This window comes from Streptomyces sp. NPDC001663 (assembly GCF_042893105.1).
GTDB lineage: Bacteria > Actinomycetota > Actinomycetes > Streptomycetales > Streptomycetaceae > Streptomyces.
The window spans coordinates 234,241-258,694 of the sequence record NZ_JBIAUR010000005.1 but is presented as its reverse complement, the minus strand read 5'-3'; the positions used below and the strand labels follow the sequence as shown (position 1 = coordinate 258,694).

23 protein-coding genes are annotated in these 24,454 nt (G+C 70.5%); 14 read left to right on the top strand and 9 right to left on the bottom strand.

Features of this window, described 5'->3' with window-relative positions; translation table 11 throughout:
* The first annotated feature begins 104 nt into the window (after positions 1–104).
* From pheS to ACFY1L_RS18115, 5 genes are all read left to right on the top strand, one after another.
* Positions 105–1,226 carry a phenylalanine--tRNA ligase subunit alpha gene (gene pheS, locus ACFY1L_RS18135; protein ID WP_388824538.1) on the top strand — a complete coding sequence of 374 codons (1,122 nt, stop codon included), beginning with the start codon at positions 105–107 and terminating at the stop codon, positions 1,224–1,226.
* Positions 1,226–3,739 (top strand): phenylalanine--tRNA ligase subunit beta, encoded by a 2,514-nt coding sequence (pheT, locus tag ACFY1L_RS18130; protein WP_388824535.1) that lies wholly within the window; start codon positions 1,226–1,228, stop codon positions 3,737–3,739. The genes pheS and pheT overlap by 1 nt, the downstream gene beginning before the upstream one ends.
* Positions 3,740–3,914: 175 nt before the next feature.
* Complete coding sequence (locus tag ACFY1L_RS18125) at positions 3,915–4,988, top strand: PP2C family protein-serine/threonine phosphatase (RefSeq protein ID WP_388824532.1); 1,074 nt, start codon at positions 3,915–3,917, stop codon at positions 4,986–4,988.
* Between the two features lie 338 nt (positions 4,989–5,326).
* Positions 5,327–6,667, top strand: coding sequence for a transcriptional regulator (locus ACFY1L_RS18120; protein ID WP_361259708.1), 1,341 nt, complete (start codon positions 5,327–5,329; stop codon positions 6,665–6,667).
* 75 nt (positions 6,668–6,742) lie between these two features.
* Entirely contained in the window at positions 6,743–7,282 is a 540-nt protein-coding gene (locus ACFY1L_RS18115) for an NUDIX hydrolase (RefSeq protein WP_030945812.1), read from the top strand.
* 108 nt (positions 7,283–7,390) lie between these two features.
* Here ACFY1L_RS18115 and ACFY1L_RS18110 read toward each other — a convergent pair whose 3' ends face one another.
* Both ACFY1L_RS18110 and ACFY1L_RS18105 read right to left on the bottom strand, forming a co-directional pair.
* A complete protein-coding gene (locus ACFY1L_RS18110; RefSeq protein WP_388824528.1) occupies positions 7,391–7,648 on the bottom strand; it encodes a hypothetical protein in 258 nt (85 codons plus the stop codon).
* 224 nt (positions 7,649–7,872) lie between these two features.
* Entirely contained in the window at positions 7,873–8,733 is an 861-nt protein-coding gene (locus tag ACFY1L_RS18105; RefSeq protein ID WP_388824525.1) for a 3-hydroxybutyryl-CoA dehydrogenase, read from the bottom strand.
* Between the two features lie 187 nt (positions 8,734–8,920).
* Here ACFY1L_RS18105 and ACFY1L_RS18100 point away from each other — a divergent pair, with 187 nt between their 5' ends.
* The gene (locus tag ACFY1L_RS18100; protein ID WP_388824522.1) at positions 8,921–10,180 is read left to right on the top strand and encodes a glycoside hydrolase family 10 protein; all 1,260 of its coding nucleotides are present in this window, start codon (positions 8,921–8,923) and stop codon (positions 10,178–10,180) included.
* A gap of 13 nt (positions 10,181–10,193) precedes the next feature.
* Here the strand turns inward: ACFY1L_RS18100 and ACFY1L_RS18095 are convergent, their stop codons facing one another.
* The gene (locus ACFY1L_RS18095) at positions 10,194–10,388 is read right to left on the bottom strand and encodes a DUF1918 domain-containing protein (RefSeq protein ID WP_388824519.1); all 195 of its coding nucleotides are present in this window, start codon (positions 10,386–10,388) and stop codon (positions 10,194–10,196) included.
* A gap of 93 nt (positions 10,389–10,481) precedes the next feature.
* Positions 10,482–11,399: a DMT family transporter gene (locus ACFY1L_RS18090; protein WP_388824516.1), complete on the bottom strand. Its 918-nt coding sequence runs from the start codon at positions 11,397–11,399 to the stop codon at positions 10,482–10,484.
* Between ACFY1L_RS18090 and ACFY1L_RS18085 the strand changes: the two genes are divergently transcribed.
* The 3 genes from ACFY1L_RS18085 (at position 11,398) to ACFY1L_RS18075 (ending at position 14,105) form a co-directional block, all read left to right on the top strand.
* Positions 11,398–12,834: a PLP-dependent aminotransferase family protein gene (locus ACFY1L_RS18085; protein ID WP_388824513.1), complete on the top strand. Its 1,437-nt coding sequence runs from the start codon at positions 11,398–11,400 to the stop codon at positions 12,832–12,834. The genes ACFY1L_RS18090 and ACFY1L_RS18085 overlap by 2 nt on opposite strands.
* Before the next feature lie 121 nt (positions 12,835–12,955).
* Positions 12,956–13,393: a GNAT family N-acetyltransferase gene (locus ACFY1L_RS18080; RefSeq protein WP_388824510.1), complete on the top strand. Its 438-nt coding sequence runs from the start codon at positions 12,956–12,958 to the stop codon at positions 13,391–13,393.
* A gap of 118 nt (positions 13,394–13,511) precedes the next feature.
* Positions 13,512–14,105 (top strand): histidine phosphatase family protein, encoded by a 594-nt coding sequence (locus ACFY1L_RS18075; protein WP_388824507.1) that lies wholly within the window; start codon positions 13,512–13,514, stop codon positions 14,103–14,105.
* Here ACFY1L_RS18075 and ACFY1L_RS18070 read toward each other — a convergent pair.
* Entirely contained in the window at positions 14,087–14,530 is a 444-nt protein-coding gene (locus ACFY1L_RS18070) for a DUF6314 family protein (protein WP_388824504.1), read from the bottom strand. The genes ACFY1L_RS18075 and ACFY1L_RS18070 overlap by 19 nt on opposite strands.
* A 2-nt stretch (positions 14,531–14,532) precedes the next feature.
* Positions 14,533–14,787, bottom strand: coding sequence for a hypothetical protein (locus ACFY1L_RS18065; RefSeq protein WP_388824501.1), 255 nt, complete (start codon positions 14,785–14,787; stop codon positions 14,533–14,535).
* A 143-nt stretch (positions 14,788–14,930) separates the two neighbouring features.
* Here ACFY1L_RS18065 and ACFY1L_RS18060 point away from each other — a divergent pair, with 143 nt between their 5' ends.
* The gene (locus ACFY1L_RS18060; RefSeq protein WP_388824498.1) at positions 14,931–17,417 is read left to right on the top strand and encodes an alpha-L-arabinofuranosidase C-terminal domain-containing protein; all 2,487 of its coding nucleotides are present in this window, start codon (positions 14,931–14,933) and stop codon (positions 17,415–17,417) included.
* On the opposite strand, the gene ACFY1L_RS18055 is transcribed toward ACFY1L_RS18060, so the two are convergent.
* The 3 genes from ACFY1L_RS18055 to ACFY1L_RS18045 are packed head-to-tail and all read right to left on the bottom strand — an operon-like array spanning position 17,404 to position 19,548.
* The gene (locus tag ACFY1L_RS18055; protein WP_388824495.1) at positions 17,404–17,844 is read right to left on the bottom strand and encodes a carboxymuconolactone decarboxylase family protein; all 441 of its coding nucleotides are present in this window, start codon (positions 17,842–17,844) and stop codon (positions 17,404–17,406) included. The genes ACFY1L_RS18060 and ACFY1L_RS18055 overlap by 14 nt on opposite strands.
* Positions 17,841–18,266, bottom strand: a complete 426-nt coding sequence (locus ACFY1L_RS18050) for a MerR family transcriptional regulator (protein ID WP_388824492.1) — start codon at positions 18,264–18,266, stop codon at positions 17,841–17,843. The genes ACFY1L_RS18055 and ACFY1L_RS18050 overlap by 4 nt, the downstream gene beginning before the upstream one ends.
* A 49-nt stretch (positions 18,267–18,315) precedes the next feature.
* Entirely contained in the window at positions 18,316–19,548 is a 1,233-nt protein-coding gene (locus ACFY1L_RS18045; protein WP_388824489.1) for a cysteine desulfurase, read from the bottom strand.
* Between the two features lie 81 nt (positions 19,549–19,629).
* Between ACFY1L_RS18045 and ACFY1L_RS18040 the strand changes: the two genes are divergently transcribed.
* From ACFY1L_RS18040 to ACFY1L_RS18025, 4 genes are all read left to right on the top strand, one after another.
* Entirely contained in the window at positions 19,630–20,226 is a 597-nt protein-coding gene (locus ACFY1L_RS18040) for an ABATE domain-containing protein (protein WP_388824486.1), read from the top strand.
* 196 nt (positions 20,227–20,422) lie between these two features.
* Positions 20,423–23,047 carry a YfhO family protein gene (locus ACFY1L_RS18035; RefSeq protein WP_388824483.1) on the top strand — a complete coding sequence of 875 codons (2,625 nt, stop codon included), beginning with the start codon at positions 20,423–20,425 and terminating at the stop codon, positions 23,045–23,047.
* 22 nt (positions 23,048–23,069) lie between these two features.
* Entirely contained in the window at positions 23,070–24,020 is a 951-nt protein-coding gene (locus ACFY1L_RS18030; RefSeq protein WP_388824480.1) for a glycosyltransferase family 2 protein, read from the top strand.
* A 29-nt stretch (positions 24,021–24,049) separates the two neighbouring features.
* Entirely contained in the window at positions 24,050–24,433 is a 384-nt protein-coding gene (locus tag ACFY1L_RS18025) for a GtrA family protein (protein WP_388825387.1), read from the top strand.
* The last annotated feature ends 21 nt before the right edge of the window (positions 24,434–24,454 follow it).

Sequence of the window (24,454 nt, the reverse complement as noted above, 5' to 3'; positions counted from 1 at the left end):
TAGACTCGGCCTTTGGCACCTTTGTGTCCCATGGACGGCCCTCTGACCTCTGCGTGAGTCGGTGACGGGGACCTTCAGCCAGCCAATCGGAAGCACGGGAAGAGATGTCGGCACCGAATAAGTCGTACGACCCGGTAGAGGTCGAGGCCTTGAAACCGGAAGAGATCGAGCGCATGCGGGACGAGGCGCTCGCCGCCTTTGCCGCAGCGAGCTCCCTCGACGCGCTCCAGGAGGCCAAGGTCGCCCACACCGGGGGCACCTCCCCGCTGGCCCTCGCCAACCGCGAGATCGGCGCCCTGCCCCCGCACGCCAAGGCAGCCGCCGGAAAGCTCGTCGGCCAGGCCCGCGGCGCCGTGAACAAGGCGCTTGCAGCCCGCCAGACCGAGCTCGAGGCCGAGCGCGACGCGCGCGTGCTGGTCGAGGAGTCGGTGGACGTCACGCTGCCGTACGACCGCGTACCGGCCGGCGCCCGCCACCCCCTGACCACGCTCTCCGAGCGCATCGAGGACGTCTTCGTCGCCATGGGCTACGAGGTCGCCGAGGGTCCGCAGGTCGAGGCCGAGTGGTTCAACTTCGACGCCCTGAACATCGGCCCGGACCACCCGGCCCGTGGTGAGGCCGACACCTTCTTCATCGAGGGCCCGGACGGCGGCACCGAGTCCGGCGTCGTGCTGCGCACCCACACCTCGCCCGTGCAGATCCGCTCCCTGCTCGACCGCGAGCTGCCGGTGTACGTGATCTGTCCCGGCGTCGTCTACCGCACCGACGAGCTGGACGCCACGCACACCCCGGTCTTCCGCCAGGTCGAGCTGCTGGCCGTCGACGAGGGCCTGACCATGGCCGACCTCAAGGGCACCCTCGACCACATGGTCCAGTCCCTGTTCGGCGCGGACATGAAGACCCGGCTCAGGCCGAACTTCTTCCCGTTCACCGAGCCGTCCGCCGAGATGGACATGGTCTGCTACGTCTGCCGCGGCGAGTCCGTCGGCAACCCCGACCGCCCCTGCCGCACCTGCTCCTCCGAGGGCTGGATCGAGCTCGGCGGCTGCGGCATGGTCAACCCGCGGGTGCTCACCGCCTGTGGCGTGGACCCCGAGAAGTACAGCGGATTCGCCTTCGGGTTCGGCATCGAACGGATGCTGATGTTCCGCCACAACGTCGAAGACATGCGAGACATGGTCGAGGGTGACGTCCGGTTCACCCGGCCGTTCGGGATGGAGATCTGATGCGGGTCCCGCTTTCCTGGCTGCGGGAGTACGTCGACCTGCCGGCGACTCAGACCGGTCGTGACGTCCAGGCCAAGCTCATCTCGGCGGGCCTCGAGGTCGAGACCGTCGAGCACCTCGGTGCCGACCTGAAGGGGCCGCTCGTCGTCGGCCAGGTGCTGACGATCGAGGAGCTGACGGAGTTCAAGAAGCCGATCCGCTTCTGCACCGTCGACGTCGGTCAGGCCAACGGCACGGGTGAGCCGCAGGAGATCGTCTGCGGCGCCCGGAACTTCGCCGTCGGCGACAAGGTCGTCGTGGTCCTGCCCGGCGCCACCCTGCCGGGCGGCTTCTCGATCTCCGCGCGCAAGACGTACGGCAAGACGTCCCACGGCATGATCTGCTCCAGCGACGAGCTGGGCATGGGCGACGACGGCACCAAGGGCATCATCGTGCTGCCGCCGGAGTCCGAGGTCGGCAAGGACGCCATCGAGCTGCTCGAACTGGTCGACGAGGTCCTCGACATCGCCGTCACCGCCAACCGCGGCGACTGCCTGTCCATCCGCGGCGTCGCCCGCGAGACCGCCATCGCCTACGGCCTGCCGCTGCGCGACCCGGCGCTCCTCGACGTCCCCGGCCCGAACGCGTACGGCTACCCGGTCCAGGTCTCCGACCCGCTCGGCTGCGACCGCTTCACCGCGCGTACGGTCACCGGTCTGAGCCCCGAGGCGCGCTCCCCGCTCTGGCTGCAGCGCCGGCTGCAGAAGGTCGGCATGCGCCCGATCTCGCTCGCCGTCGACGTCACCAACTACGTGATGATGGAGCTCGGCCAGCCGCTGCACGCCTACGACCGCAACCTGGTCCAGGGCACGATCGGCGTCCGCCGCGCGGCCGAGGGCGAGAAGATCGTCACCCTCGACGGCGTCGAGCGGAAGCTGCACGCCGAGGACCTGGTGATCACGGACGACCGCGGCCCGATCGGGCTCGCGGGCGTCATGGGCGGCGCCAACACGGAGATCGCCGACCACGACGACGTGGACAACGCCTCGACCGACGTGGTCATCGAGGCCGCGCACTTCGACCAGATCTCCATCGCGCGTACGGCCCGCCGGCACAAGCTGTCCTCCGAGGCGTCCCGCCGCTTCGAGCGCGGCGTCGACCCGCAGGCCGCCTCCGCCGCCGCCCAGCGCACCGTCGACCTGCTGGTGCTGCTCGCCGGCGGCACCGCCGAGGCCGGTGTCACCGAGGTGATCGCACCGTCCGCGCCGCACACCATCACCGTCCCGGCCAACCACCCGGACAAGGTGGCGGGTGTCGACTACGGCCGCGAGATCGTCGTACGGCGGCTGCAGGAGGTCGGCTGCGACGTGTACGGGCAGGACGAGCTGATCGTCACCGTGCCGTCCTGGCGGCCCGACCTGGACGACGTCAACGACCTGGCCGAAGAGGTCATCCGCCTCGAGGGCTACGAGAACCTGCCCTCCACGCTGCCCAAGCTGCCCTCCGGCCGCGGCCTGACCCACCGGCAGCGGCTGCACCGCCGCGTCGGGCGGGCGCTGGCCGGTGCCGGGTACGTCGAGGCGCCGAACTACCCCTTCATCGGCGAGCAGGTCTTCGACCAGCTGCTGCTGGAGGCCGACGACCCCAAGCGCCGCGTCGTCAAGCTCACCAACCCGCTCAACGACGAGGAGCCCGCGCTCCGTACGTCGCTGCTGCCGGGTCTGCTCGCCGCCCTGCGGCGCAACGACGGCCGGGGCACGCACGAGCTGGCGCTGTTCGAGACCGGCCTGGTCTTCCTCCCGCGCGAGGAGCAGAAGGCCGCCGTCTCGCTGCCCGTCGACCGGCGTCCCACCGACGAGGAGATCGCCGAGCTGGACGCTGCGCTGCCCGAGCAGCCGCGCCATGTCGCCGTCGTCCTCGCGGGCGCCCGCGAGCGGGCCGGCTGGTGGGGCAAGGGCCGTCCGGCCGACTGGGCCGACGCGGTCGAGGCGGCGCGGACGGTTGCCCGGGAGGCCGGTGCCGAACTGGTCGTCCGCAAGGGGCAGTACGGGCCCTGGCACCCCGGTCGGACCGCCGAGCTGGTGGTCGTGGCCGACGGGGCGGAGACGGTCGTCGGCCATGCCGGCGAGCTGCACCCGCGGGTGGTGAAGGCCCTCGGGCTGCCCGAGCGGACCAGTGCGATGGAGATCGACCTGGACGTGCTGGAGGCGGTCGGCAACGACACCCCGCAGGCGCCGAGCATCTCGACGTTCCCGGTGGCCACGCAGGATGTCGCGCTGGTCGTCGACGCGTTCGTGCCGCATGCCGACGTGGAGGCCGCCCTGCGCGAGGGTGCCGGTGAACTGCTCGAGGGGATCCGCCTGTTCGACGTGTACGACAACGCCGAGCAGCTGGGTGAGGGCAAGAAGTCGCTGGCCTATGCGCTGCGGTTCCGGGCCGGGGACCGGACGCTGACCGTTGACGAGGCGTCTGCGGCTCGGGATGCGGCCGTTGCCCTGGCGGGTGAGCGTACGGGGGCCGTTCTGCGCGGTTAGAGCTCCCCGCATATGCCCCCACCTGCATAAATGCAGATGTCCGGAGCGTGCTCACTCATTCGGGTGACAAGTCCGGGTGATCTGGCCCAATCCGGCCATGCGGTCGACAGAATCGGACCGGCCTTTCGAGGTCGGTCCGATTGCGCTTTCGGGGCCTAATTGGGGGGCCATCGGCATGATCCGCATCAAGGCTGGGGTTCCCCGCAGTGCGGGGAGGCGGCCGTTGCGCCGGGTGCTCGCGCTGGGGCTGCCCACCGTGTGGGGCGCCATGGCGATCACGTACAAACTGGCCTGTCCGCTCGCCCGGCAGAACGGGCTGGAGGCGCGCATCGTCACCAGCGCCGTCTTCTTCGCCGTGGGCACCGGGCTGATACTCCACGTCCGGCATGCGCTGCTGCGTGAACTCAGGGAGGCCCGGCAGGTCGCGGGTGCCGCCCAGAGCGTGCTGCTGCGACCGCTGCCTCCCCGTATCGACGGGCTGAACACCGCCGCCGCCCAGCTCTCCGCGGACCGGGGCGCCACCGTCGGCGGTGACCTGTACGAGGTGATCGCCACCGAGCACGGCGTGCGGGTCGTGATGGGTGACGTGCGCGGGCACGGACTGGCCGCCATCAGCACCGTCGCCGCAGTGCTCGGCAGCTTCCGCGAGGCCGTGCACGACGAGCCCGAACTCGGCCATGTGCTACGGCGGCTGGAGCGCGCCCTGGCCCGCCATCTGCGCGAGCGGGCCCGCAGCGAACACCCCTCGGCCGGACTCGAACCGGACAGCCCGGTCGCCGAGGAGTTCGTCACCGTACTGCTGCTGGAGATCCGGTCGGACGGCGAGATGCGCGCCCTCAACTGCGGGCACCCCTGGCCGTATCTGTTGGGGCCGGCCCGGGCCGAACTGCTGGCCCGGGCCGAACCGCTGCCTCCCCTCGGGCCGTTCCCGTTGCCCGCCGAGCTGACCGCCGTCCGCTGCGGTCAACTGCTGCCCGGCGAGGCGCTGTTCCTGCACACGGACGGTGTCGAGGACGCCCGTGACGGACGTGGCCGGTTCTTTCCCCTGGCCGCCATGCTGGCCGAGGCCGTCGCCGGCGGGCCGGTGTGTCCGCAGTCGGTGCTGCGCGCCGTCTTCGCCGGGCTGCTGCGGCACTCCGGGGGAAGGCCCGCCGACGACGTCGCACTGCTCGTCCTGCGCAACGACCGCCGCCATGTCGTACCGGCCCATGGCGAGCCGGTCGGACACCGGGCGCACCGCCTCACGTGACGTCGAGGCCGCGATGCGCCACGCTCCCCCGCGGTGCGCCCGGCGCTCCCGCGTGGTCTGGGCGGGGTTCCCCTCGGGTGTGGTGTCTTTGCGCGGCGCGCCGTCCGCCCCGCCACGGAGTGTCGGGCAGGCAGCTGGGCGGACGGCGCGGATTCGGGCCGCCGCACTGTACGAGGGGGAGCCGGCGGCCCGGCCGGCCTCTTGCGAGGCATTTCAGTCAACCGGCTGGAAACTCTCCGCGACAGTGCGCGCACGCTGCGGATTCGAGCACTCCGTTCACACCCCGTGTGAAGGCGTTCGCACTACTCTGACGGCACCGAGCCATCCGGGGGGCATATATGCAGCCCAACACTCTGCTCGACGCGATCCTGGACGAGGCCGGGATCTCGCATGCGGGGCTGGCAGCACACGTCAATCAGGCGGGGCGGGCGCGCGGCCTCGCGCTCCGGTACGAACACACCGCCGTAGCGCGGTGGTTGAAGGGACAGCGGCCGCGCGGTCAGGTGCCCGACCTGATCTGCGAGGTGCTTGCGGGGCGGCTGCACCGGCCGGTCACGCTCGACGACATCGGCCTCGGTGTGCCCGGCGAGCCGTCCACCCCGCACGGAACGTCCCTGTCCGGCTTCGTCGAGCGGGCCACCGCGCTGTGGCGCTCCGACGAGCAGCAGCGCCCGCACATCCTGGGTGCGCCCGCGGTGACGGGCACGCCCGCGGTCATGCCCGTGTGGGAGTGGGAGAACCCGCCCGAGGACGTGGACGTCTCCCGCGGCGGCCGGCACCGGGTCACCCACGGTGACCTCGAGATGCTGCGCGCCGCCCGTACCCACTACGAGCAGATGTACCGGAAGGCGGGTGGGATTGCGACGCGTACGCGGATCGTGGGGTTCCTGAACGCCGAGGCCGCCCCGCTGCTGCGCGGCAGCTACACCGACGCCACCGGCCGCCAACTGCACCGCGCCACGGGCGGGTTGGTGGCGATCGCCGGCATCTGCGCGTACGACTCCGACGCGCACGGGCTCGCCCAGCGCTACTTCCACCAGGCCCTGCGGCTCGCGAAGGCCAGCGGGGACCGGGGTCTTGGCGCGTATGTGATCGCCCTGCTGGTCAACCAGTCGCTGTTCATGCGGGAGTACCGGCAGGCGGTCGCCTTCGCGGAGGCCGCGCTGCGCGCCGCCGGCAAGCACATCACCCCCGCGCTCGCCTCGGACCTGTACGCGATGCAGGCCAAGGCGTACGCACACCTCGGCGACGGCACGAGTGCCCTGTCCTGCATCCGGCGTGCCGAGCAGGCCGCCGAACGCATCCGGCGCGGATACGAACCCGACGAAACCGGCTATGTCCAGCCGGGGTTGGTCAACGTCCAGGTGGCGGAGGCACTGCTCAGCCTCGGCGAACTCGTGGCGGCGGGGGAGCACGCCGCGGCCGCCGTCGGAAATCCCGCCCACGACCGCGGCCGGGTGCACCGGCTCGCCATGCTCAGCACGATCGAACTGCGCCAGGGCAACGCCGACAAGGCCGTGGCCACCGCCGTGCAGATGGCCGAACAGGCCCGCGGAATGGAGTCCCAGCGGCTGCGCGACAGACTCCGGGCGGTGCGCGAGCACCTGGTGCGCAACGGCTGCGCGGGCACCGCCGAGGCGGCCGAACTCATCGACGGGGCACTGCGCGTACCGCTGTAGACCGGTTTCCGAGCGCCGACGCCCCACAGTCCCTGCTGCGATATTGCCACTTACTCGACGGAAGGTGGCAGAACCGTGCAGTGGACGAAACAGAACGAACAAACGGTGTATGCAAACCGCTGGTTCACCGTCAACCTGGCAGATGTGGAACTGCCGGACGGGCGGCACCTGGACCACTTTCTGATACGGCTGCGGCCCGTCGCCGTGGCCACGGTGGTGAACGAGGCCAATGAAGTCCTCCTCCTGTGGCGCCACCGTTTCATCACCGACAGCTGGGGGTGGGAACTGGCCGCGGGTGTGGTCGAGGACGGCGAGGACATCGCCGTGGCGGCCGCCAGGGAACTCGAGGAAGAGACCGGCTGGCGACCGGGACCCCTGCAGCACCTGATGAGCGTCGAGCCGTCCAACGGGCTCACCGACGCCCGGCACCACATCTACTGGGCCGACGAGGGCGAGTACGTCGGACACCCCGTGGACGACTTCGAGTCGGACCGCCGGGAATGGGTCCCCCTCAAACTCGTCCCCGACATGGTCGCCCGCGGCGAGGTCCCGGCCGCCAACATGGCGGCCGCGTTACTGCTCCTGCACCACCTGAGGCTCGGGCAGGACGCGTAGGCGCTCCGCTGGTGGAGCCGCGACCTGTCGCGAGTCCCCTGCGGCGCCGTCGTGGCTGGTCGCGCAGTTCCCCGCGCCCCTTCGGGCGCTGCCGAACCGGTCCTTGGCCTAGTGGCCCAGGGCCTGCCATATCGTTGCCACGAGCGCGCCCACCGCGGTCAGTGTCGCTATCGCGGGCAATGGCCAACGGGCGTGCTCCAGGGCGACGATGCGTGCGCTCAGGTCGTCGACTTCCTTGTCGGTCTCCTCCGTGCGATGGGTGAGCAGAGCCAGCCCTCCCTCGACGCGCGTGTAGGCGACATCGAGGCGGCGGCGTAACTCTGCGAGTTCTCCTTGGACCACGGGATGCTCCGGGTCGGCGGTCACGGGTCCGCTCCTTTCCGTAGTCGTCACATCCGTTGCATGCGCATGAAGAGTCAACTCGCCTGGTGGACGCATGGGGAGCGTGTGCGAGCGGCATATGCGTGCCCGGCGCGCACACGGTGTGTGAATGACGCGGGCCCGGCACTCCTGGGAGTACCGGGCCCGCGTTGGTCGCACTGTGTAACCAGCACCCTGGAACGGGCACTGTGCACCGACCTGTTGAAGCGTCAGCTGTAGGTGTAGAAGCCCGAGCCGGACTTCCGGCCGAGCCGGCCCGCGTCGACCATCCGCTGCAGCAGCGGGGGAGCGGCGTACAGGGGCTCCTTGTACTCCTCGTACATCGAGTTGGCGATCGAGACGATGGTGTCGAGGCCGATCAGGTCGGACAGCCTCAGCGGGCCCATCGGGTGGGCGCAGCCCATCTCCATGCCGTTGTCGATGTCCTCGCGGCCCGCGATGCCCGACTCGAACATGCGGATCGCGGACAGCAGATACGGCACCAGCAGCGCGTTGACCACGAAGCCGGAGCGGTCCTGGGCGCGGATCGCGTGCTTGCCGAGCACCTTCTCGGCGAAGACCTGGGCGCGGCTGAGGGTGCCCTCGGAGGTGGTGAGCGCCGGGATCAGCTCGACCAGCTTCTGCACGGGGGCCGGGTTGAAGAAGTGGATGCCGACGATGTGGTCCGGGCGCGAGGTGGCGACCGCGAGCTTCACCAGCGGAATGGAGGAGGTGTTGGAGGCCAGGATGGCGTCGGGGCGGGTCACCACCTGGTCGAGCACCTGGAAGATCTCCGTCTTCACCTGCTCGTTCTCCACGACGGCCTCGATCACCAGGTCGCGGTCGGCGAACTCGCCGAGGTCGGTGGTGAAGCTCAGCCGCGCCTGCGTCGCGTCCCGCTCCTCGTCGCTGATCTTGCCGCGCTCGGCCGCCTTGGTCAGGGAGTTGAGCAGCCTGGTCCGGCCGATCTCCAGGGCCTCGCCGGTGGTCTCGGCGACCTTCACGTCCAGTCCGGCACGGGCGCACACCTCGGCGATGCCCGCTCCCATCTGGCCGCAGCCGACCACTCCGACGCGCTCGATGTCGGTCACATCGTCCCCTTCGCAGATCTACGAATGCGGCAGGACGCCCGTGGTTCGGTGCCTGCTCCAAACCTGCACGTTACCTCCGGCGATCGTTGATCGATCGTTCGGGTACCGCGTGGCAGTCTGACGCCGGAGGTCGTCCCGGTCGAGAATCGCGACCGGACTCTGCGTATCGGCTCATGGAGGTAGGGGAATGCTGCACCGGAGGTCTCGGCTGTCGCGGCGGGCGTTCGCGGTGACGGCCCTGTCGGCTCTCGCGGCGGGGGGCGGTGCGGTGGCGGCGAGTGCGGCGATGGCGGGCGGCGAACCGGGACGCCGACGGGCGATCACCGAGATGCGGGGCATGTGGCTGGCGACGGTGGCCAACCGGGACTGGCCCTCCCGCCCGGCCCTGAGCGCGGCCGAGCAGCGTACGGAACTGATCGGCCACCTCGACGTGGCGGTGCGCAACCGCCTCAACGCCGTGTTCTTCCAGGTGCGCCCGACCGCCGACGCGCTGTGGCCCTCGCCGTACGAGCCGTGGTCGCAGTACCTCACCGGCACGCAGGGCAGGAACCCCGGCTGGGATCCGCTGAAGACGGCGGTCGAGGAAGCACACGCCCGAGGTCTGGAACTGCACGCCTGGTTCAACCCGTACCGCATCGCCAACCAGCCGGACCCGACGAAACTCGCCGCCTCGCACCCCGCGCGCCTGCACCCCGACTGGGTGGTGCCCTACGGCGGGAAGCTCTACTACAACCCGGGGCTGCCCGAGGTCCGCGCCTTCGTCCAGGAAGCGATGCTCGACGCGGTGCGCAGGTACCCCATGGACGGCGTGCACTTCGACGACTACTTCTACCCCTACCCGGTGGCCGGCCAGACCTTCGACGACGACGCGGCCTACGACCGCCACGGCGGCGGCTTCCCGAACCGGGCCGCCTGGCGCCGCGACAACATCGACCGGCTGGTGTGCGAGATGGGCGCCCGCATCAAGAAGATCCGGCCGACCGCGCGCTTCGGCATCAGCCCCTTCGGGGTCTGGCGCAACGCCGCGACCGACCCGCGCGGCTCCGACACACGGGCGGGTGTGCAGACGTACGACGACCTGTACGCGGACACCCGCAAGTGGGTGCGCGAGCACTGGATCGACTACATCTGCCCGCAGATCTACTGGAACATCGGCCTCGCCGCCGCCGACTACGCCAAGCTGCTGCCCTGGTGGGCGGAGGCGGCGCGGGGCACCGCGACGCAGGTGTACGCGGGGGAGGCGCTGTACAAGGCGGGCGACCCGGCGCAGCCCGCGGCCTGGCAGGACCCGGCCGAACTCTCCCGGCACCTCACCCTGGCCAAGCAGTACCCGCAGGTGCGCGGGCATGTCTTCTTCGCCGCCAAGGATGTGGCGACGGACCGGATCGGGGCCATGGCGAGGGTGGTCGCCGACCACTACCGGCAGCCGGCGAAGCCCCCGCGCTGATCCTCCGGCTGGTCTACTGCTGCGTTTCCTTGTGCCTGATCTCGGTGTCGGGGCCGGGGGAGCAGATCCCCGTGTGCCCGTCCTCGAAGCGGACGCGGTAGGGAGGATTGCCCCCCTGGCCCATCACTTCGACGATCTCGCCGACCTTGTCGTGCTGTCCGACCACCCTGCCGTGCTGGACAAGCTGGTCGCCCACGGTTGCACGCATCTGTAGGGCCTCCTCACCATGTACGGGAGCAGCGGTCCGTGGCCTTGAGTTTACGGCGCCGGGCCGGGGTTGGAACCGGCGCGTGCGTGCCGCTCAGCCCCGCGCCCGCTGGGTGACGGCGATGCACACCAGCACCGCCGCGGCCGTCAGCGGAGCAGCCACCGTCAGGTGCTCGCCGAGCAGCAGCACCGACCACACCAGTGTGAGCAGCGGCTGGGCCAACTGCAACTGGCTGGCCTTGGGGATGCCGATCGCCGCCATGCCCCGGTACCAGACGACGAGGCCGAGGAACTGCGAGCCCGCCGCGACCCACAGCAGTCCGGCCACACTGTGCGCGGTCAGCTGCACGGGTTCGTACGACAGCGCCAGCGCGGCGGCCGGCACGCTCAGCGGCAGACACAGCACCAGCGCCCAGCCGATCACCTGCCAGCCCGGCATGATCCGCGCCAGCCGGCCGCCCTCGGTGTAGCCGGCCGCGCACACCAGCAGCGCGGCGAACAGATACAGGTCGGCGGTCGTCAGCGCGCCGCCGCTCTGCTGCACGGTGAAGGCCACGACCGCGGCCGCGCCCGCGAGGGCCGCCGTCCAGAAGGTGCGGGAGGGCCGGGTGCCCATGCGCAGGGCGGACAGCAGCGCGGTGGTGAGCGGGAGCAGGCCGACCACGACGGCCGCGTGCGCGGTGGTCGACGTCTGCAGGGCGAGCGTGGTCAGCAGCGGGAAGCCGACGACGACACCGGCGGCGACGACCGCGAGGCCGGTCCAGTGCCGACGGTCCGGCACCGGGATGCGCAGTGCGAGCAGACAGACGCCGGCGATCAGCGCCGCGAGCACACTGCGTACGGCGACCAGCGCCCAGGGCCCGAAGCCCTCCAGTCCCCAGGCGGTGGCGGGGAAGGTGAGGGAGAAGGCGGTGACGCCGAGGGCGGCCAGCAGGGTGCCCGTGGTGCCGGTCCTCCCCGGGACGTTCACCGCTATCGAGGTCGGGGCAGTAGCGCTACTCTGTGCTCTCATGCAAGAGCGTAGCAGTGCCGGTGAACTGGCGAATCAGTTGAGGCGGGAGCTCGACCGCTACTCGCCCGGTGGAAAACTCCCGTCGAGCCGGGCTCTCGTCGAACGGTTCCGTGTCAGCCCGGTGACCGTCTCGCGTGCGCTGGGCCAGCTGGCCGCCGAGGGGCTGGTGGTAACCCGGCCGGGAGCCGGTGCCTTCCGTGCAGAGCCGCGCGGCGCGACGACCGCTCCCGCCGGTGACACCTCCTGGCAGGAGGTCGCCCTCAGCGCGGACGGCGCCGCCGACCTCGTGCCGCGCTCCGTGGACGCCTCCGGGGTCACCGTCTCGCTCGCCGCCCCGCCGCCCGGGGTCGTCGAGTTCAACGGCGGCTATCTGCATCCGTCGTTGCAGCCGGAGCGGGCGATGGCGGCGGCGCTGTCCCGGGCGGGCCGCCGGCCCGGTGCCTGGGGGCGGCCGCCGATGGAGGGGCTGCCGGAGCTGCGGGAGTGGTTCGCGCGCAGCATCGGCGGCGGGGTCACGGCCGCCGGGGTGCTCGTGGCCGCCGGAGGCCAGTCCGCGTTGACCACCGCCCTGCGTGCGCTGGCTCCGCCCGGGGCGCCGGTGCTCGTCGAATCGCCCACGTATCCGGGCATGCTGGCGATCGCCCGGGCGGCGGGCCTGCGGCCGGTGCCGGTCCCGGTGGACGCGGACGGCGTGAGACCCGCTCTGCTCGCCGACGCGTTCCGGGCGACCGGCGCCCGGGTCTTCGTCTGCCAGCCGCTCTTCCAGAACCCGACCGGCGCCGTGCTCGCCCCCGAGCGGCGCGGCGAAGTGCTCCGCATCGCCCGCGAGGCCGGCGCGTTCGTCGTCGAGGACGACTTCGTGCGACGGCTCGTGCACGAGGACGCCGGGCCGCTGCCGAGCCCGCTCGCCGCCGACGATCCCGACGGAGTCGTGGTCCACGTCTGCTCGCTGACCAAGGCGACCTCGCCCAGCTTCCGGGTGAGCGCCCTGGCCGCCCACGGCCCGGTCCTGGAACGGCTGCGCGCGATCCAGGTCGTCGACACCTTCTTCGTCCCCCGCCCGCTGCAGGAAGCGGCCCTGGAACTGGTCGGCTCACCGGCCTGGCCGCGCCACCTCCGCACCATCTCGACGGAGTTGAAGCTCCGCCGGGACACGATGACGGCGGCTCTGCGCCTGGACCTCCCCGAACTCTCCCTCCCGCACATCCCGTCGGGCGGCTACCACCTGTGGCTCCGCCTCCCCGACGGCACGGACGAAGGGGCCCTGACGGCGGCCGCCCTCCGCGCGGGCGTCGCCATCACCCCCGGCCGCCCGTACTTCAGCGCGGAGTCCCCGGCACCGCACGTCCGGTTGAGCTTCGCGGCGGTGGCGGGGACGGGGGAGATCGGCGAGGGGATAAGGCGGCTTCGTACGGCATGCGACGAGGTGCTCTAGCGTCTGTCCGGCGGATCAGGTCTGCTGCAAGGAACTGCGCCTACCCGCTGCCCCGAGCGGGGTCTGGTGCAGCAGCCGAAAACCCGTCGACAAGGCAGCACCGACCTGCGAATCTCCCGCCATGACCGACACCCCGAGCCTCCCCGACGGCTACGAGCTCTCCACCGACCCCGACCGCCTCGACGTCGATCGCGTGCACCGGTGGCTGTCCGGCGACGCCTACTGGGCGGTCGGGCGGGCAAGGGAGAAGCAGGAGCGGGCGATCGCCGGGTCGCTCAACTTCGGGGTGTATGAGGCGGTTTCGGGGGATCAGGTCGCGTATGCGCGCGTGATCACCGACAAGGCCACCTTCGCCTGGCTCTGCGACGTCTACGTCGACCCGTCCGTGCGCGGCAAGGGCGTCGGTACGGCGATGGTCGCCGCCGTACGCGAGCACCTGCGGCCGTACGGAATGCGTCGCATCCTGCTCGCCACGCTCGACGCGCACGGGGTCTACGAGAAGCTCGGGTTCCGGGAGCTGGCGCAGCCCGACATCTGGATGGCGCTCGAGTTCGAGTGAGGCGGTTCGGGCGACTTGTCCGCCAAGGTCCTGACCCCGAAGTAAGGTTCCGACAACCCTTGGTGACTTGCGGACAACACACCTTGACCTGCGAACCTTCACGGCACACCATCACCGCATGCAACTTCGGGTCACATTCGTCGCCGCCGCGCGCAGCTCCCCGCTGCTCGCCGAACGCTTCGAGGACGACCGGCCGCTGGACCAGGCCGGCTGGGACGAGGTGCAGCGCGTCGCCCACGACCTGATCCCGCTGGCGGCGGCCGAGCTGCGCTACTGCTCGCCCACGCCGCGCAGCCGCGCCACCGGTGACGCCCTCGGCTACGCACCCCTGGTGCAACTCGCCCTGCGGGACTGCGACATGGGCCGCTGGCGCGGGCTGACCCTCGGCGAGGCGATGGCCCGCGAGCCGGAGGCCGTGGACGCCTGGCTCGCCGACCCGCGGGCCACCCCGCACGGTGGTGAGTCGCTGCTCGCCTTCGTCGCCCGGGTCGGCGGCTGGCTCGACACCCGGCCCGTCGACGACGGCGGCCGTATCGTCGCCGTGGCCGAGCCGTCCGTCATCCGCGCGGCCCTGGTGTACGCCCTGAAGGCGCCGCCGTCGACGTACTGGAACATCGACGTGCGCCCCCTCTCGACGACCACCGTGACGGGCCACGCCGGCCGCTGGAACCTCCGTTTCGACGGGGTGCCGACTCAGCCCTCGCGCACGTAGTCCGTGGTGAGCACGAGGTCCTTGGCGGGGCCGCCCACCCGCCACACCGTCCGCCAGTGGTCCGCGTCCAGCACGGTGAACTCGCCGCGGTAGAGGTCCGCCGCGCACGGGTGGTCCGCGATGTGGTGTCCGCAGGTCAGGTCCAGGTCGTGGAAGGGGCGGCCGTCGGCGAAGCGGACGTCGGCCGTGCCCGGTGAACTGCCCGGCAGGAAGCGCAGGGTGCGTTCGGCGGGGCGCGCGACGCCCTGCCAGACGAACGTGCCGGACTCCTCGTGGAGCAGCCCGCCTTCCGGGAGAGCGCTGAAGAGTGTCGTGCCCTCGAAACGCCCTTCGTCGCCGCCCGCGAGATCCCGCACGGTCCGCTCCACGCGCCAGCGCCCGGCAAGGTGCGCCAGCACATCGGGCACGGGCCACAACTCGCCCATGATCACGCCCTCTTCCGCGACCGGCGCCGCCGCCGGTCCGGGGACTCGAGGGGGTCCTTGCGGTCGGCCTGTGCCCGGATCTCGTAGTGCGATGCGTGACTGGTGGCGCGGAAGGCCTCCTCGTACGCCGCCAGTGCCGCGCCCAGTCCGCCGCCCGTGCCGCCGCGGCGGCGGATCAGCCGTGCACACCAGGTCAGACACCCCATGACGAGGCCCAGGCAGCCGAGCGCGACGAGGTACGGCAGCAGCGCTTCCATGCGTTCGACCTTACGTCGTCCACGTCCGCCCCATTGACGTGCTCATACCCCTTCCCTATCTTGCCGTTCGAAGTGCTGACCGCTGTCTGATATTTCGAACGATCGAGCCGTTCAGAACGATCCCCAAGAGCCGCGGAGCATCCATGTCACGCACCATCCGGAACCGGCTGAGACTTGGCCTCGGAGCAAGCGCTTTCCTACTGGCCGCCGGCCTTGTCCCGGCCCCCGCCCATGCCGATGACGTCACCGACTACTCGATCACCGTCGACCCTGCCACCAAGGGCGCGAAGATCGACGACACGATGTACGGCGTCTTCTTCGAGGACATCAACCGCGCCGCCGACGGCGGCCTGTACGCCGAGCTCGTGCAGAACCGGTCCTTCGAGTACTCCACCGACGACAACAAGTCGTACACCCCGCTGACCGCCTGGACGGTCGACGGCACGGCCCAGGTCGTCGACGACGACGGGCGGCTCAACGCCCACAACCGCAACTACCTCTCCCTGGGCGCCGGTTCGTCCGTCACGAACGCCGGCTACAACACCGGTGTCCGGGTCGAGGAGGGCAAGAAGTACGACTTCTCGGTCTGGGCCCGGGCCGAGAGCGGCACCACGCTGACCGTGTCCTTGCAGGACGGCGACGGCACGCTGGCCACCGCCCGTCAGGTGGCCGTGCGCAAGGGCGGCTGGGCCCGGTACAGGGCGACCTTCACCGCCACCCGCACCAGCTCCAACGGCCGTCTCACCGTGGGCTCTTCCGCCGCGGCCGCGCTCGACATGGTGTCCCTCTTCCCGCGCGACACCTACAAGCACGAGCCGAACGGTCTGCGCAAGGACCTCGCCGAGAAGGTCGCCGCCCTGCATCCGGGCTTCGTGCGCTTCCCCGGCGGCTGCCTGGTCAACACCGGTTCCATGGAGGACTACAGCGAGGCCTCCGGCTACCAGCGCAAGCGCTCGTACCAGTGGAAGGACACCATCGGGCCGGTCGAGACGCGCGCCACCAACTCCAACTTCTGGGGCTACAACCAGAGTTACGGCCTCGGCTACTACGAGTACTTCCGCTTCGCCGAGGACATCGGCGCCATGCCGCTGCCCGTCGTGCCCGCCCTGGTGACCGGCTGCGGCCAGAACAAGGCGGTCGACAACGACGCGCTGCTCAAGCGGCACATCCAGGACACCCTCGACCTCGTCGAGTTCGCCAACGGGCCGGTGACCAGCGAGTGGGGCAAGAAGCGTGCGCAGATGGGCCACCCGAAGCCCTTCCACCTCACGCACATCGAGGTGGGCAACGAGGAGAACCTCCCGAACGAGTTCTTCGCCCGCTTCAAGCAGTTCCGGGCCGCCATCCAGGCCAAGTACCCGTACATGAAGGTGATCTCCAACTCCGGCCCGGACGACGCCGGTTTGACCTTCGACACGGCCTGGCAGCTGAACAAGGACGCCAAGGTCGACATGGTCGACGAGCACTACTACAACAGCCCGCAGTGGTTCCTGCCGAACAACGACCGCTACGACTCCTACGACAGGAGCGGTCCGAAGGTCTTCCTCGGGGAGTACGCCTCCTGGGGCAACGCCTTCAAGAACGGGCTCGCCGAGGCGGCGTACATGACCGGTCTCGAGCGCAACGCCGACGTCGTCAAACTCGCCTCCTACGCACCGCTGTTCGCCAACGAGGACTACGTCCAGTGGAGCCCGGACATGGTGTGGTTCAACAACCACGCCTCCTGGGGCTCGGCCAACTACGAGGTCCAGAAGCTGTTCATGAACAACGTCGGCGACCGGGTGGTGCCTTCGAGCGCCACGGGGACGCCTTCGTTGCTCGGTCCGATCACCGGGGCCGTCGGTCTGTCGACGTGGAACACGAGCGCCGCGTACGACGACGTGAAGGTGACGGACGCCGACGGGAAGACGCTGCTGAGCGACGACTTCTCCGGTGACGCCTCCCAGTGGACGCACACGGGCGGCGGAAGCTGGTCGGTGCAGGACGGGCAGTACGTCGAGACCTCCGACACCGCCGAGAACACCATGGTCCAGGCCGGTGACACATCCTGGCACGACTACGACCTGCAGGTGAGGGCCACCAAGAAGTCCGGCAAGGAGGGCTTCCTCGTCGCCTTCGGCGTCAAGGACACGGGGAACTACTACTGGTGGAACCTGGGCGGCTGGAACAACACCCAGTCCGCCGTCGAACAGGCCGTGGACGGCGGCAAGTCGACGCTGATCTCCAAGGCGGGGTCGGTCGAGACGGGCCGTACCTACGACATCGACGTCAAGGTGCGCGGCCGTCAGGTGACCCTGTACCTCGACGGTCAGGAGTGGGGCAGCTTCACCGACGACAAGCCGGCCGAGCCGTTTCGTCAGGTCGTCACGAAGGACGCGAAGACCGGTGACCTGATCGTCAAGGTCGTCAACGCCCAGTCCTCGGCGGCCCGTACGGCGATCGACCTGGGTGGGGCGAAGGTGGCGGCCAAGGCGCGGGTGACCACGCTGGCCGCCGCGCCGGACGCGGTGAACACCGAGACGAAGACGGCCGTCGCTCCGGTGACGTCCACCTTCGACGGGGTTGCCGACAAGTTCTCGTACACCTTCCCGGCGAACTCGATCACGTTCCTGCGGATCAAGCAGAGGTAGGTGTTTCCTCTCCCGCGGGCTGCTGTCCGAGTGGCAGCAGCCCGCGCTCGGCGAAGACCTTCTTCGCGGCGAAGGTCGCGTTCAGGGCCTTCGGCATGCCGCAGTACACCGCCGAGTGGGTCAGGGCCTCGACGATCTGCTCGGGGGTGAGGCCCACGTTCAGTGCAGCGTTGACGTGCACGTCGAGCTGGGCCTCGCAGCCGCCGAGCGCGGTGAGCATGCCCAGCGTCACCAACTGGCGGTCGCGCGGGGCGAGTCCGGGCCGGTCGTAGATCTCACCGAAGGCCCAGGCGACAACCTGGTGGCCGAGCTCGGGGTTGATGTCGGCGAGCGAGTCGACGACCCGCTGTCCGGCCTCGCCGTCGACCTTCGTCAGGACCTCGAGGCCGTGGGCGAATCGCTCTTCGCGGGTGGTGCTCTCGCTCATGTCGGGTCTTCCGATCCCGGCTGCGTCTCGGCGAGCAGCCGTTCGTAGTAGTCGATCTTGTCGTCCAGCGCGCGGGCGCTGCGGCGCAATGCCCGGATCCGGTCGGTCAGTTCGGCGCGGTGCTCGCGGAGCATCGCCAGCCGGTCGGCCACCGAGACGTCCCCCCGCGCCCGCAGCATTGCGAACCGCTGCATGTCGGCGATCGACATGCCGGTCTCGCGGAGCCGCAGCAGGAACTCCAACCAGGCCAGGTCCGCCGCGTCGTAGCGGCGCTGGTTGCCGGTGGTCCGGCCGACCCGCTCGATCAGGCCGGCCTTCTCGTAGTAGCGCAGGGTGTCGTGCGACAGGCCCGTGCGCTCGGCGACCTCGGCGATGGTCAGGGTCGGCTCCCGGCCCTGCGGGAGGGGGTGTCCGCTGGTCATGAAGAAACCGTAGAACCTGGAGCGCGCTCCAGGTCAAGCCCGTTTCCGATCAACCGCCGAAGTACCTCTGAGCTGCCCGGACGCCCTCGGCCAGGGCATCCACCTCCGCCTCCGTGTTGTACACGTAGAAGCTCGCCCGGGTCGTCGCCGGGACGGCGTAGCGCTTCACGATCGGGCGGGCGCAGTGGTGGCCCACGCGTACGGCGATGCCGCGGTCGTCGAGGATCTGGCCGACGTCGTGCGGGTGGATGTCGTCGACCGTGAAGGAGACGGCCGAGCCGCGGGCGGTGAGGTCGTGGGGGCCGATGACGCGTACCCCGGGGATCTCCTGGAGCAACGCCAGGGCGCGAGTGGTCAGTTGGTCCTCGTGTGCCGCCACCTCCGCCATGCCCAGGGCCTCCAGGTAGTCCACGGCCGCCGCGAGGGCGACCGCCTGGGACGTCATCGGGACGCCCGCCTCGAAGCGCTGCGGCGGTGGCAGGAAGGTCGTGCGGTCCATCTCGACGATCTCGATCATCGAGCCGCCGGTCAGGAACGGCGGGAGTTCGGCGAGGAGTTCGCGGCGGCCCCAGAGGACTCCGATGCCGTTCGGGCCGAGCATCTTGTGCCCGGAGAAGGCCAGGAAGTCGGCGCCCAGTTCGCGTACGTCGACCGGGCGGTGGGGGACCGACTGGGCGCCGTCGACCACGACCAGGGTGCCGAACTCATGGGCGCGGTCGGCGAGTTCGCGTACCGGGTTGATGGTGCCGAGGACGTTGGACTGGTGGGTGACGGCGAGGACCTTCGTGCGCTCGTCCAGCAGTTCGTCGATCCGGGTCAGGTCCAGGCGGCCCTCGTCCGTCAGGCCGAACCAGTCCAGCGTCGCGCCCGTCCGCTCGGCGAGCTGCTGCCACGGCACGAGGTTGGCGTGGTGCTCCATCTCCGTGACCACGATGCGGTCGCCGGGGCCGATCCGGCCGGCGTTGCCCAGGGCGTACGCGACGAGGTTGATGCCCTCGGTGGTGTTCTTGGTGAAGACCACCTCGTCGTCGCGTGCCCCGACGAAGCGGGCGATCGTGTGCCGTGCGTTCTCGTACGCCTCCGTCGCCTCACCCGCCAGCTGGTGCGCGCCGCGGTGCACGGCCGCGTTGTGCGTGAGGTAGAAGTCCCGCTCGGCGTCGAGGACCTGGAGCGGCTTCTGGGTGGTCGCGCCGGAGTCCAGGTAGACGAGACGGGCGCCGCTGTCCACCGTCCGCTCCAGGATCGGGAAGTCCCTGCGCAGCTCATCCACGTCGAAGCCCACGGCTTCTCACCTCTCACGGTTTTGTTGTCCTTTTTCCGTGAGGCACGCTAGGCCTCCTCACGGAGAATCGCAAGCATTACCATGAGAGCCGTGGATCACGAGGCCCCCGTCTACCTGCACCAGCTCCCGGTCCCCGGCGAGGAGCGCTACCTCTCGTTGGCCCTGGTCAACACCCGCTTCACCCTCAGTCACGGCCAGGTCGACCTGCTCGACGACACCGAGGCCGCGCACCTGTGGCTCGTACGGCACGAGCTGCTGCCCGACCGGGTGGCCCTGAACGGCCGGCAGCTCGGCAGGCTCCTCGCCCTGCGCGAGGCCCTGCGCGCCCTCTTCGAGGCGTACGGCACCCGGAAGCGGCCCGCGGCCGAGGACCTCGCCACGCTCAACTCCGCGCTCGCGGCGGCCCCCTCCACCCCGCGGCTCGCCTGGGGCGCCGACGGCCCGCACCGCGCCGACGAACCCGACGCCGGCAACCCGGCCGCGGCCGCGCTCTCCCTCCTCGCCGAGGACGCCACCGACCTGCTCACCGGCACCGAGGCCGAGCAGCTCACCGAGTGCGCCGCCCAGGGCTGCGCCCGCTGGTTCCTGCGCTCCCACGGCGCCCGGCGCTGGTGCACCACGAAGTGCGGCAACCGGGTGCGGGCGGCGCGCGCGTACGCGGCGCGCAAGGGGCGGTGAGTTCACCGTCCGGCGGTGAGTTCACCAATTAATTACATTCTGGGAAATCCCTGTTTCCCTTATGTTCATCATCCCATTCGTATAAGCCTGCGGATGCATTCGGAACAAGCTCTGCCACTTTCCGCGGACGGCACAACCGATCCCAAACTCGGGCCGTCTTAGTCGGCGAATCAATTACCGCGGGGAGTAAGTAGGAATGGATCGCTCGACCCTGTCCACTGTCGTTTCGAGGGGCCATTTCTCGTTGAAGAAGGCCGCGGCCCTGCTCGCCGCTGCCATCACCACCGCCGTGTTCTGCGCCGCCGACGCCCTCGCCGGCAGCTATCCCTTCGGGCCCCGCACCCGCAGCGTCAACGACCTGGGAAACCAGTACGTGCCGTTCCACGCCCACTTGTGGGATCTGCTGCACGGTCGGGCCGACGGCGGCCTCTTCGTCAACTGGCAGTCCGGGTATGGCTCGAGCTTCCTGCCCGACCTCGGCACCTACCTCAGCAGCCCGTTCGCCCTGCTCGTCGGAGTGTTCCCACGGCACGAGATCGACCTCGCGGTGTACGTGATCACCGTGCTGAAGACCGCGTCCGCGGGCGCCGCCATGGCCTGGCTGCTGGTCGTCCTGCGCCCCGGCCGCTGGTGGGCCGCCGGGCTGCTCGGAGCCTCGTACGCGCTGTGCGGGTGGAGCGTCGCGGTCGCCTCGTACAACCCCATGTGGCTCGACGGCCTGGTCGCCCTGCCGCTGCTGTGCCTGGTGGGGGAGTGGACGCTGCACAAGCGGCGCCCCCTGCTCGGCGTACTGATCGTGGCGCTCGCCTGGATCGCCAACTTCTACACCGCGTACATGGCCACCATCGGCGCCGGTCTGGTGCTGTTGCTGCGACTGTGGCTGTCCGGACTCCCGAACCGGGAGCGGCTCAAGGCCGCGGGCCGCGCCGCCGGTACCGTCGTGCTGGGCGTGGGCTTGGCCGCGCCGCTCGTGACCGTTGTGTACTTCGGCACCAAGCACGCCCATCCGGGCCGAGTTGTGCACTTCAAGCCGGTGCCGACGGAGGATGTGCTGGCCCGGCTGCTGCCGACGACGTACAGCTTCGGCAGCCCGGCCCTCTACGTGGGCACCACGGCGCTGCTGCTCGCGCTCGCCCTGCCCTTCCACCGGGCGGTTCCGCGCCGGGTGCGTGCCGGGTGGACACTGCTGGTCGCCGCGGTGGCGCTGTCGCTGCAGTGGGGGCCGACCCATCTGGTCTGGCACGCCTTCGCCACCCCGCAGGGCAGCGCCTACCGACAGGCCTTCGTCCTGTGTGCGCTGCTGGTGATCGCCGCCTGGCACGCCCTCTCGTACGGCCCGCCCGACCTGCGCGCCCTGGGTGCCGCGGCCGCGCTGCTCGTACTGATCACCGCCGTGGCGAGCCGGAGTGCTCTGGTGCACCCCGTCGGATGGGCGGTGCTGCTGCTCGCCGTCGTAGGCGCGCTCGGCGGACTGGCGCTGCTCGGGCGCACCGAAGGCGGGCCGCGCACTGCCCTGGCCGCACTCGCGCTGGTCCTGCTCTTCGGCGGCCAGTTCGGGGAGGCCATGGCCACCTCCGCCGTCGCCACCCGCCTCCGTCTCGGCCACATGGACGACTACGCGCCCTGGGGCGAGCGGCAGCAGCGGCAGGCGGAGGCGGTCGCGCGGGCGGACGGCTGGCCCCGGTACCGCACCGAGCCGGGCCGGGAGCAGACCGTCGGCAACGACCCGCTGGTGGTCGGTGGCCAGGGCGCCCAGTACTACAGCAGCCTCACATCGGACGTCCTCAGCCGCACCCTCACCGCCCTCGGCGACGGCTGGACCTCGCGCGGCCGCAGCCTGCAGAGCCTCGACAACGCGGTCACCGACGCGATCTTCTCCGTGGGCGCGCGGGTGCACTCTCCGCCCGACCCGCACCAGAACTGGTTCCCGCAGAACGGCGAACGGCTGACCGTGACCCGGCAGGACGCACCGCCCCTGGTCACGCTACGACCGCCGGGCGCGTCCCACGCCGCCTTCGGACCGTCGCCGTACCGCAACCAGGAACTCCTGCTCGGTGCCCGCGTCTACACCGTGCCCCGCCTCACCGTGCGCACCAGCACCGGCAAGGCCCCGCACGCGGGCGACACCCAACACCCCGGGCTGCTCATCGGCGCCCCCGCGCCCGGGACCGTACGGAAGCCGACCATCACGGCGCGGTGCCCGGCCGGCAGCGAGGTGTACCTGTGGGCGCCGCACTACTCGGGCAGCGCGCGGATGACCGACGGGCCCACCGGGCGGTTCAGGTCGGACGCCCGGGTCACCAAGATCGCCCCGATGCAGCGGCTCGGCACGGTCCCGGCGTCCGGACGCCTCCGCATCGACCTGACTCCCGACCGCACCAGCCGTGTCCCGCGGAGCGCGGTCGGCTGCCTGGACACCGCCCGGCTGCACAACGCCGTCGAGCACCTCAAGGCCACCGGTGCCAGCCACGTCACCGTCTCCGACGCCACGATCCGGGCCGAACTCCCGGCGGGCAGCAAGGGAACCGCCGTCGTCGCGGCTCCCCGCATCGCGGGCTGGCGCTGCGCCGCGGGCGACGCCGGCCCCGTACCGGCCAAGGGGTACCACGGCCTGATCGCCGTCCCCCTCGACGGCTCCTCGACCAGCCTGACCTGCACCTTCCACCCGCCCGGGCTGCGGCTCGGCACGACCGTCGGGGCCGCCTCGCTGCTGGCCCTGATCCTGCTCGGCGTCCTCACCGCCGTACGCCGACGGCGGCGGATCCGACCGCCGGCGCCCACGACCACTCGACCGCTCGAGCGCGTGAGCGGCGCTCTCTGACCTGCCCCCGGGGGAGAATCCCGTGCTGATATCGATCGTCGCACCCTGCTACAACGAGGAAGACGTCCTCGAGCGGTTCCACGACGAGGTCCAGAAGGTCGCGGAGGAACTCCTGCCGCTCGGCCACGACATGGAGTTCGTCTACGTCGACGACGGCAGCCGTGACCGCACGCTCACCGTCCTGGAACGGCTCGCCGACCTCGACTCGCGCGTCCGGTACGTCTCCTTCAGCCGCAACTTCGGCAAGGAGGCGGCGCTGCTCGCCGGCCTGCGGCATGCCTCGGGGGACTCCGTGGTCGTCATGGACGCCGACCTCCAGCACCCGCCGGAACTGATCAAACGCATGGTCGACCTGCACGGACAGGGCTACGACCAGGTCATCGCCCGGCGCAACAGGACCGGCGACGGCATGACCCGCACCCTCACCGCCCGCCTCTACTACCGGCTCGTCAACCGCCTCGTCGACGTCGAACTCGTTGACGGCGTCGGCGACTTCAGGATGCTGTCCCGCCGTGTGGTGGACGCCGTCCTGGGCCTGACCGAGTACAACCGCTTCTCCAAGGGCCTGTTCGCCTGGGTGGGCTTCCCCAGCACCACCTTCGAGTACGAGAACGCCGTGCGCGAGGCCGGCCACAGCTCCTGGAGCTTCCGCGGCCTGCTCAACTACGGACTCGACGGACTGCTCTCCTTCAACAACCGCCCGCTGCGCGCCGCCCTGCACCTCGGCATGGTCCTGCTGACGATCGCCGGGCTGTACACCGCGTGGATCGTGGGCGCCGCGCTCGTCAACGGGGTGCAGACCCCCGGCTACGTCACGATCATCACCGCCGTCACCGGGGTCGCCGGAGTCCAGATGATCATGCTCGGGGTGATCGGGGAGTACACCGGCCGGATCTACTACGAGGTCAAGGGGCGTCCGCACTTCCTGGTGAAGGCGACCAACGTGAAACGAGCGAAGGACCTCATTCCCTGATGCCGAGTTCCCTGCTGCCGAGTTCCTTGATGTCGAGGCAGATGGTTGTCTTCGCCGTGATCGGTGTCGTCAACACCGGTACGTACTACGCTCCGTACCTGCTGTTCCTCACCCGTTTCCCGTATCTCGTCGCTCATATTCTCGCGACCGCCATCAGCATGACCGGATCCTTTTTCCTCAATGCGCGGTTCACCTACCGGACGCGTCCGACCCTGCGGAAATTCCTGCTGTTCCCGCTGACGAACGCCGCGAATTTCGTGGTCACGACGGTGGGCGTCTACGTGCTCGTCGACCTCCTGCACTTCGGCAGCCGGTACGCCCCCCTGCTCGCCTCCCTGGCGGCGATCCCGGTGACATTCGTCGTGTCCCGCCGGATCATGCTCCCGAAGGTGGAACCGGCCGAGATTGCATAAACGTGCAGCGATACGTATAGT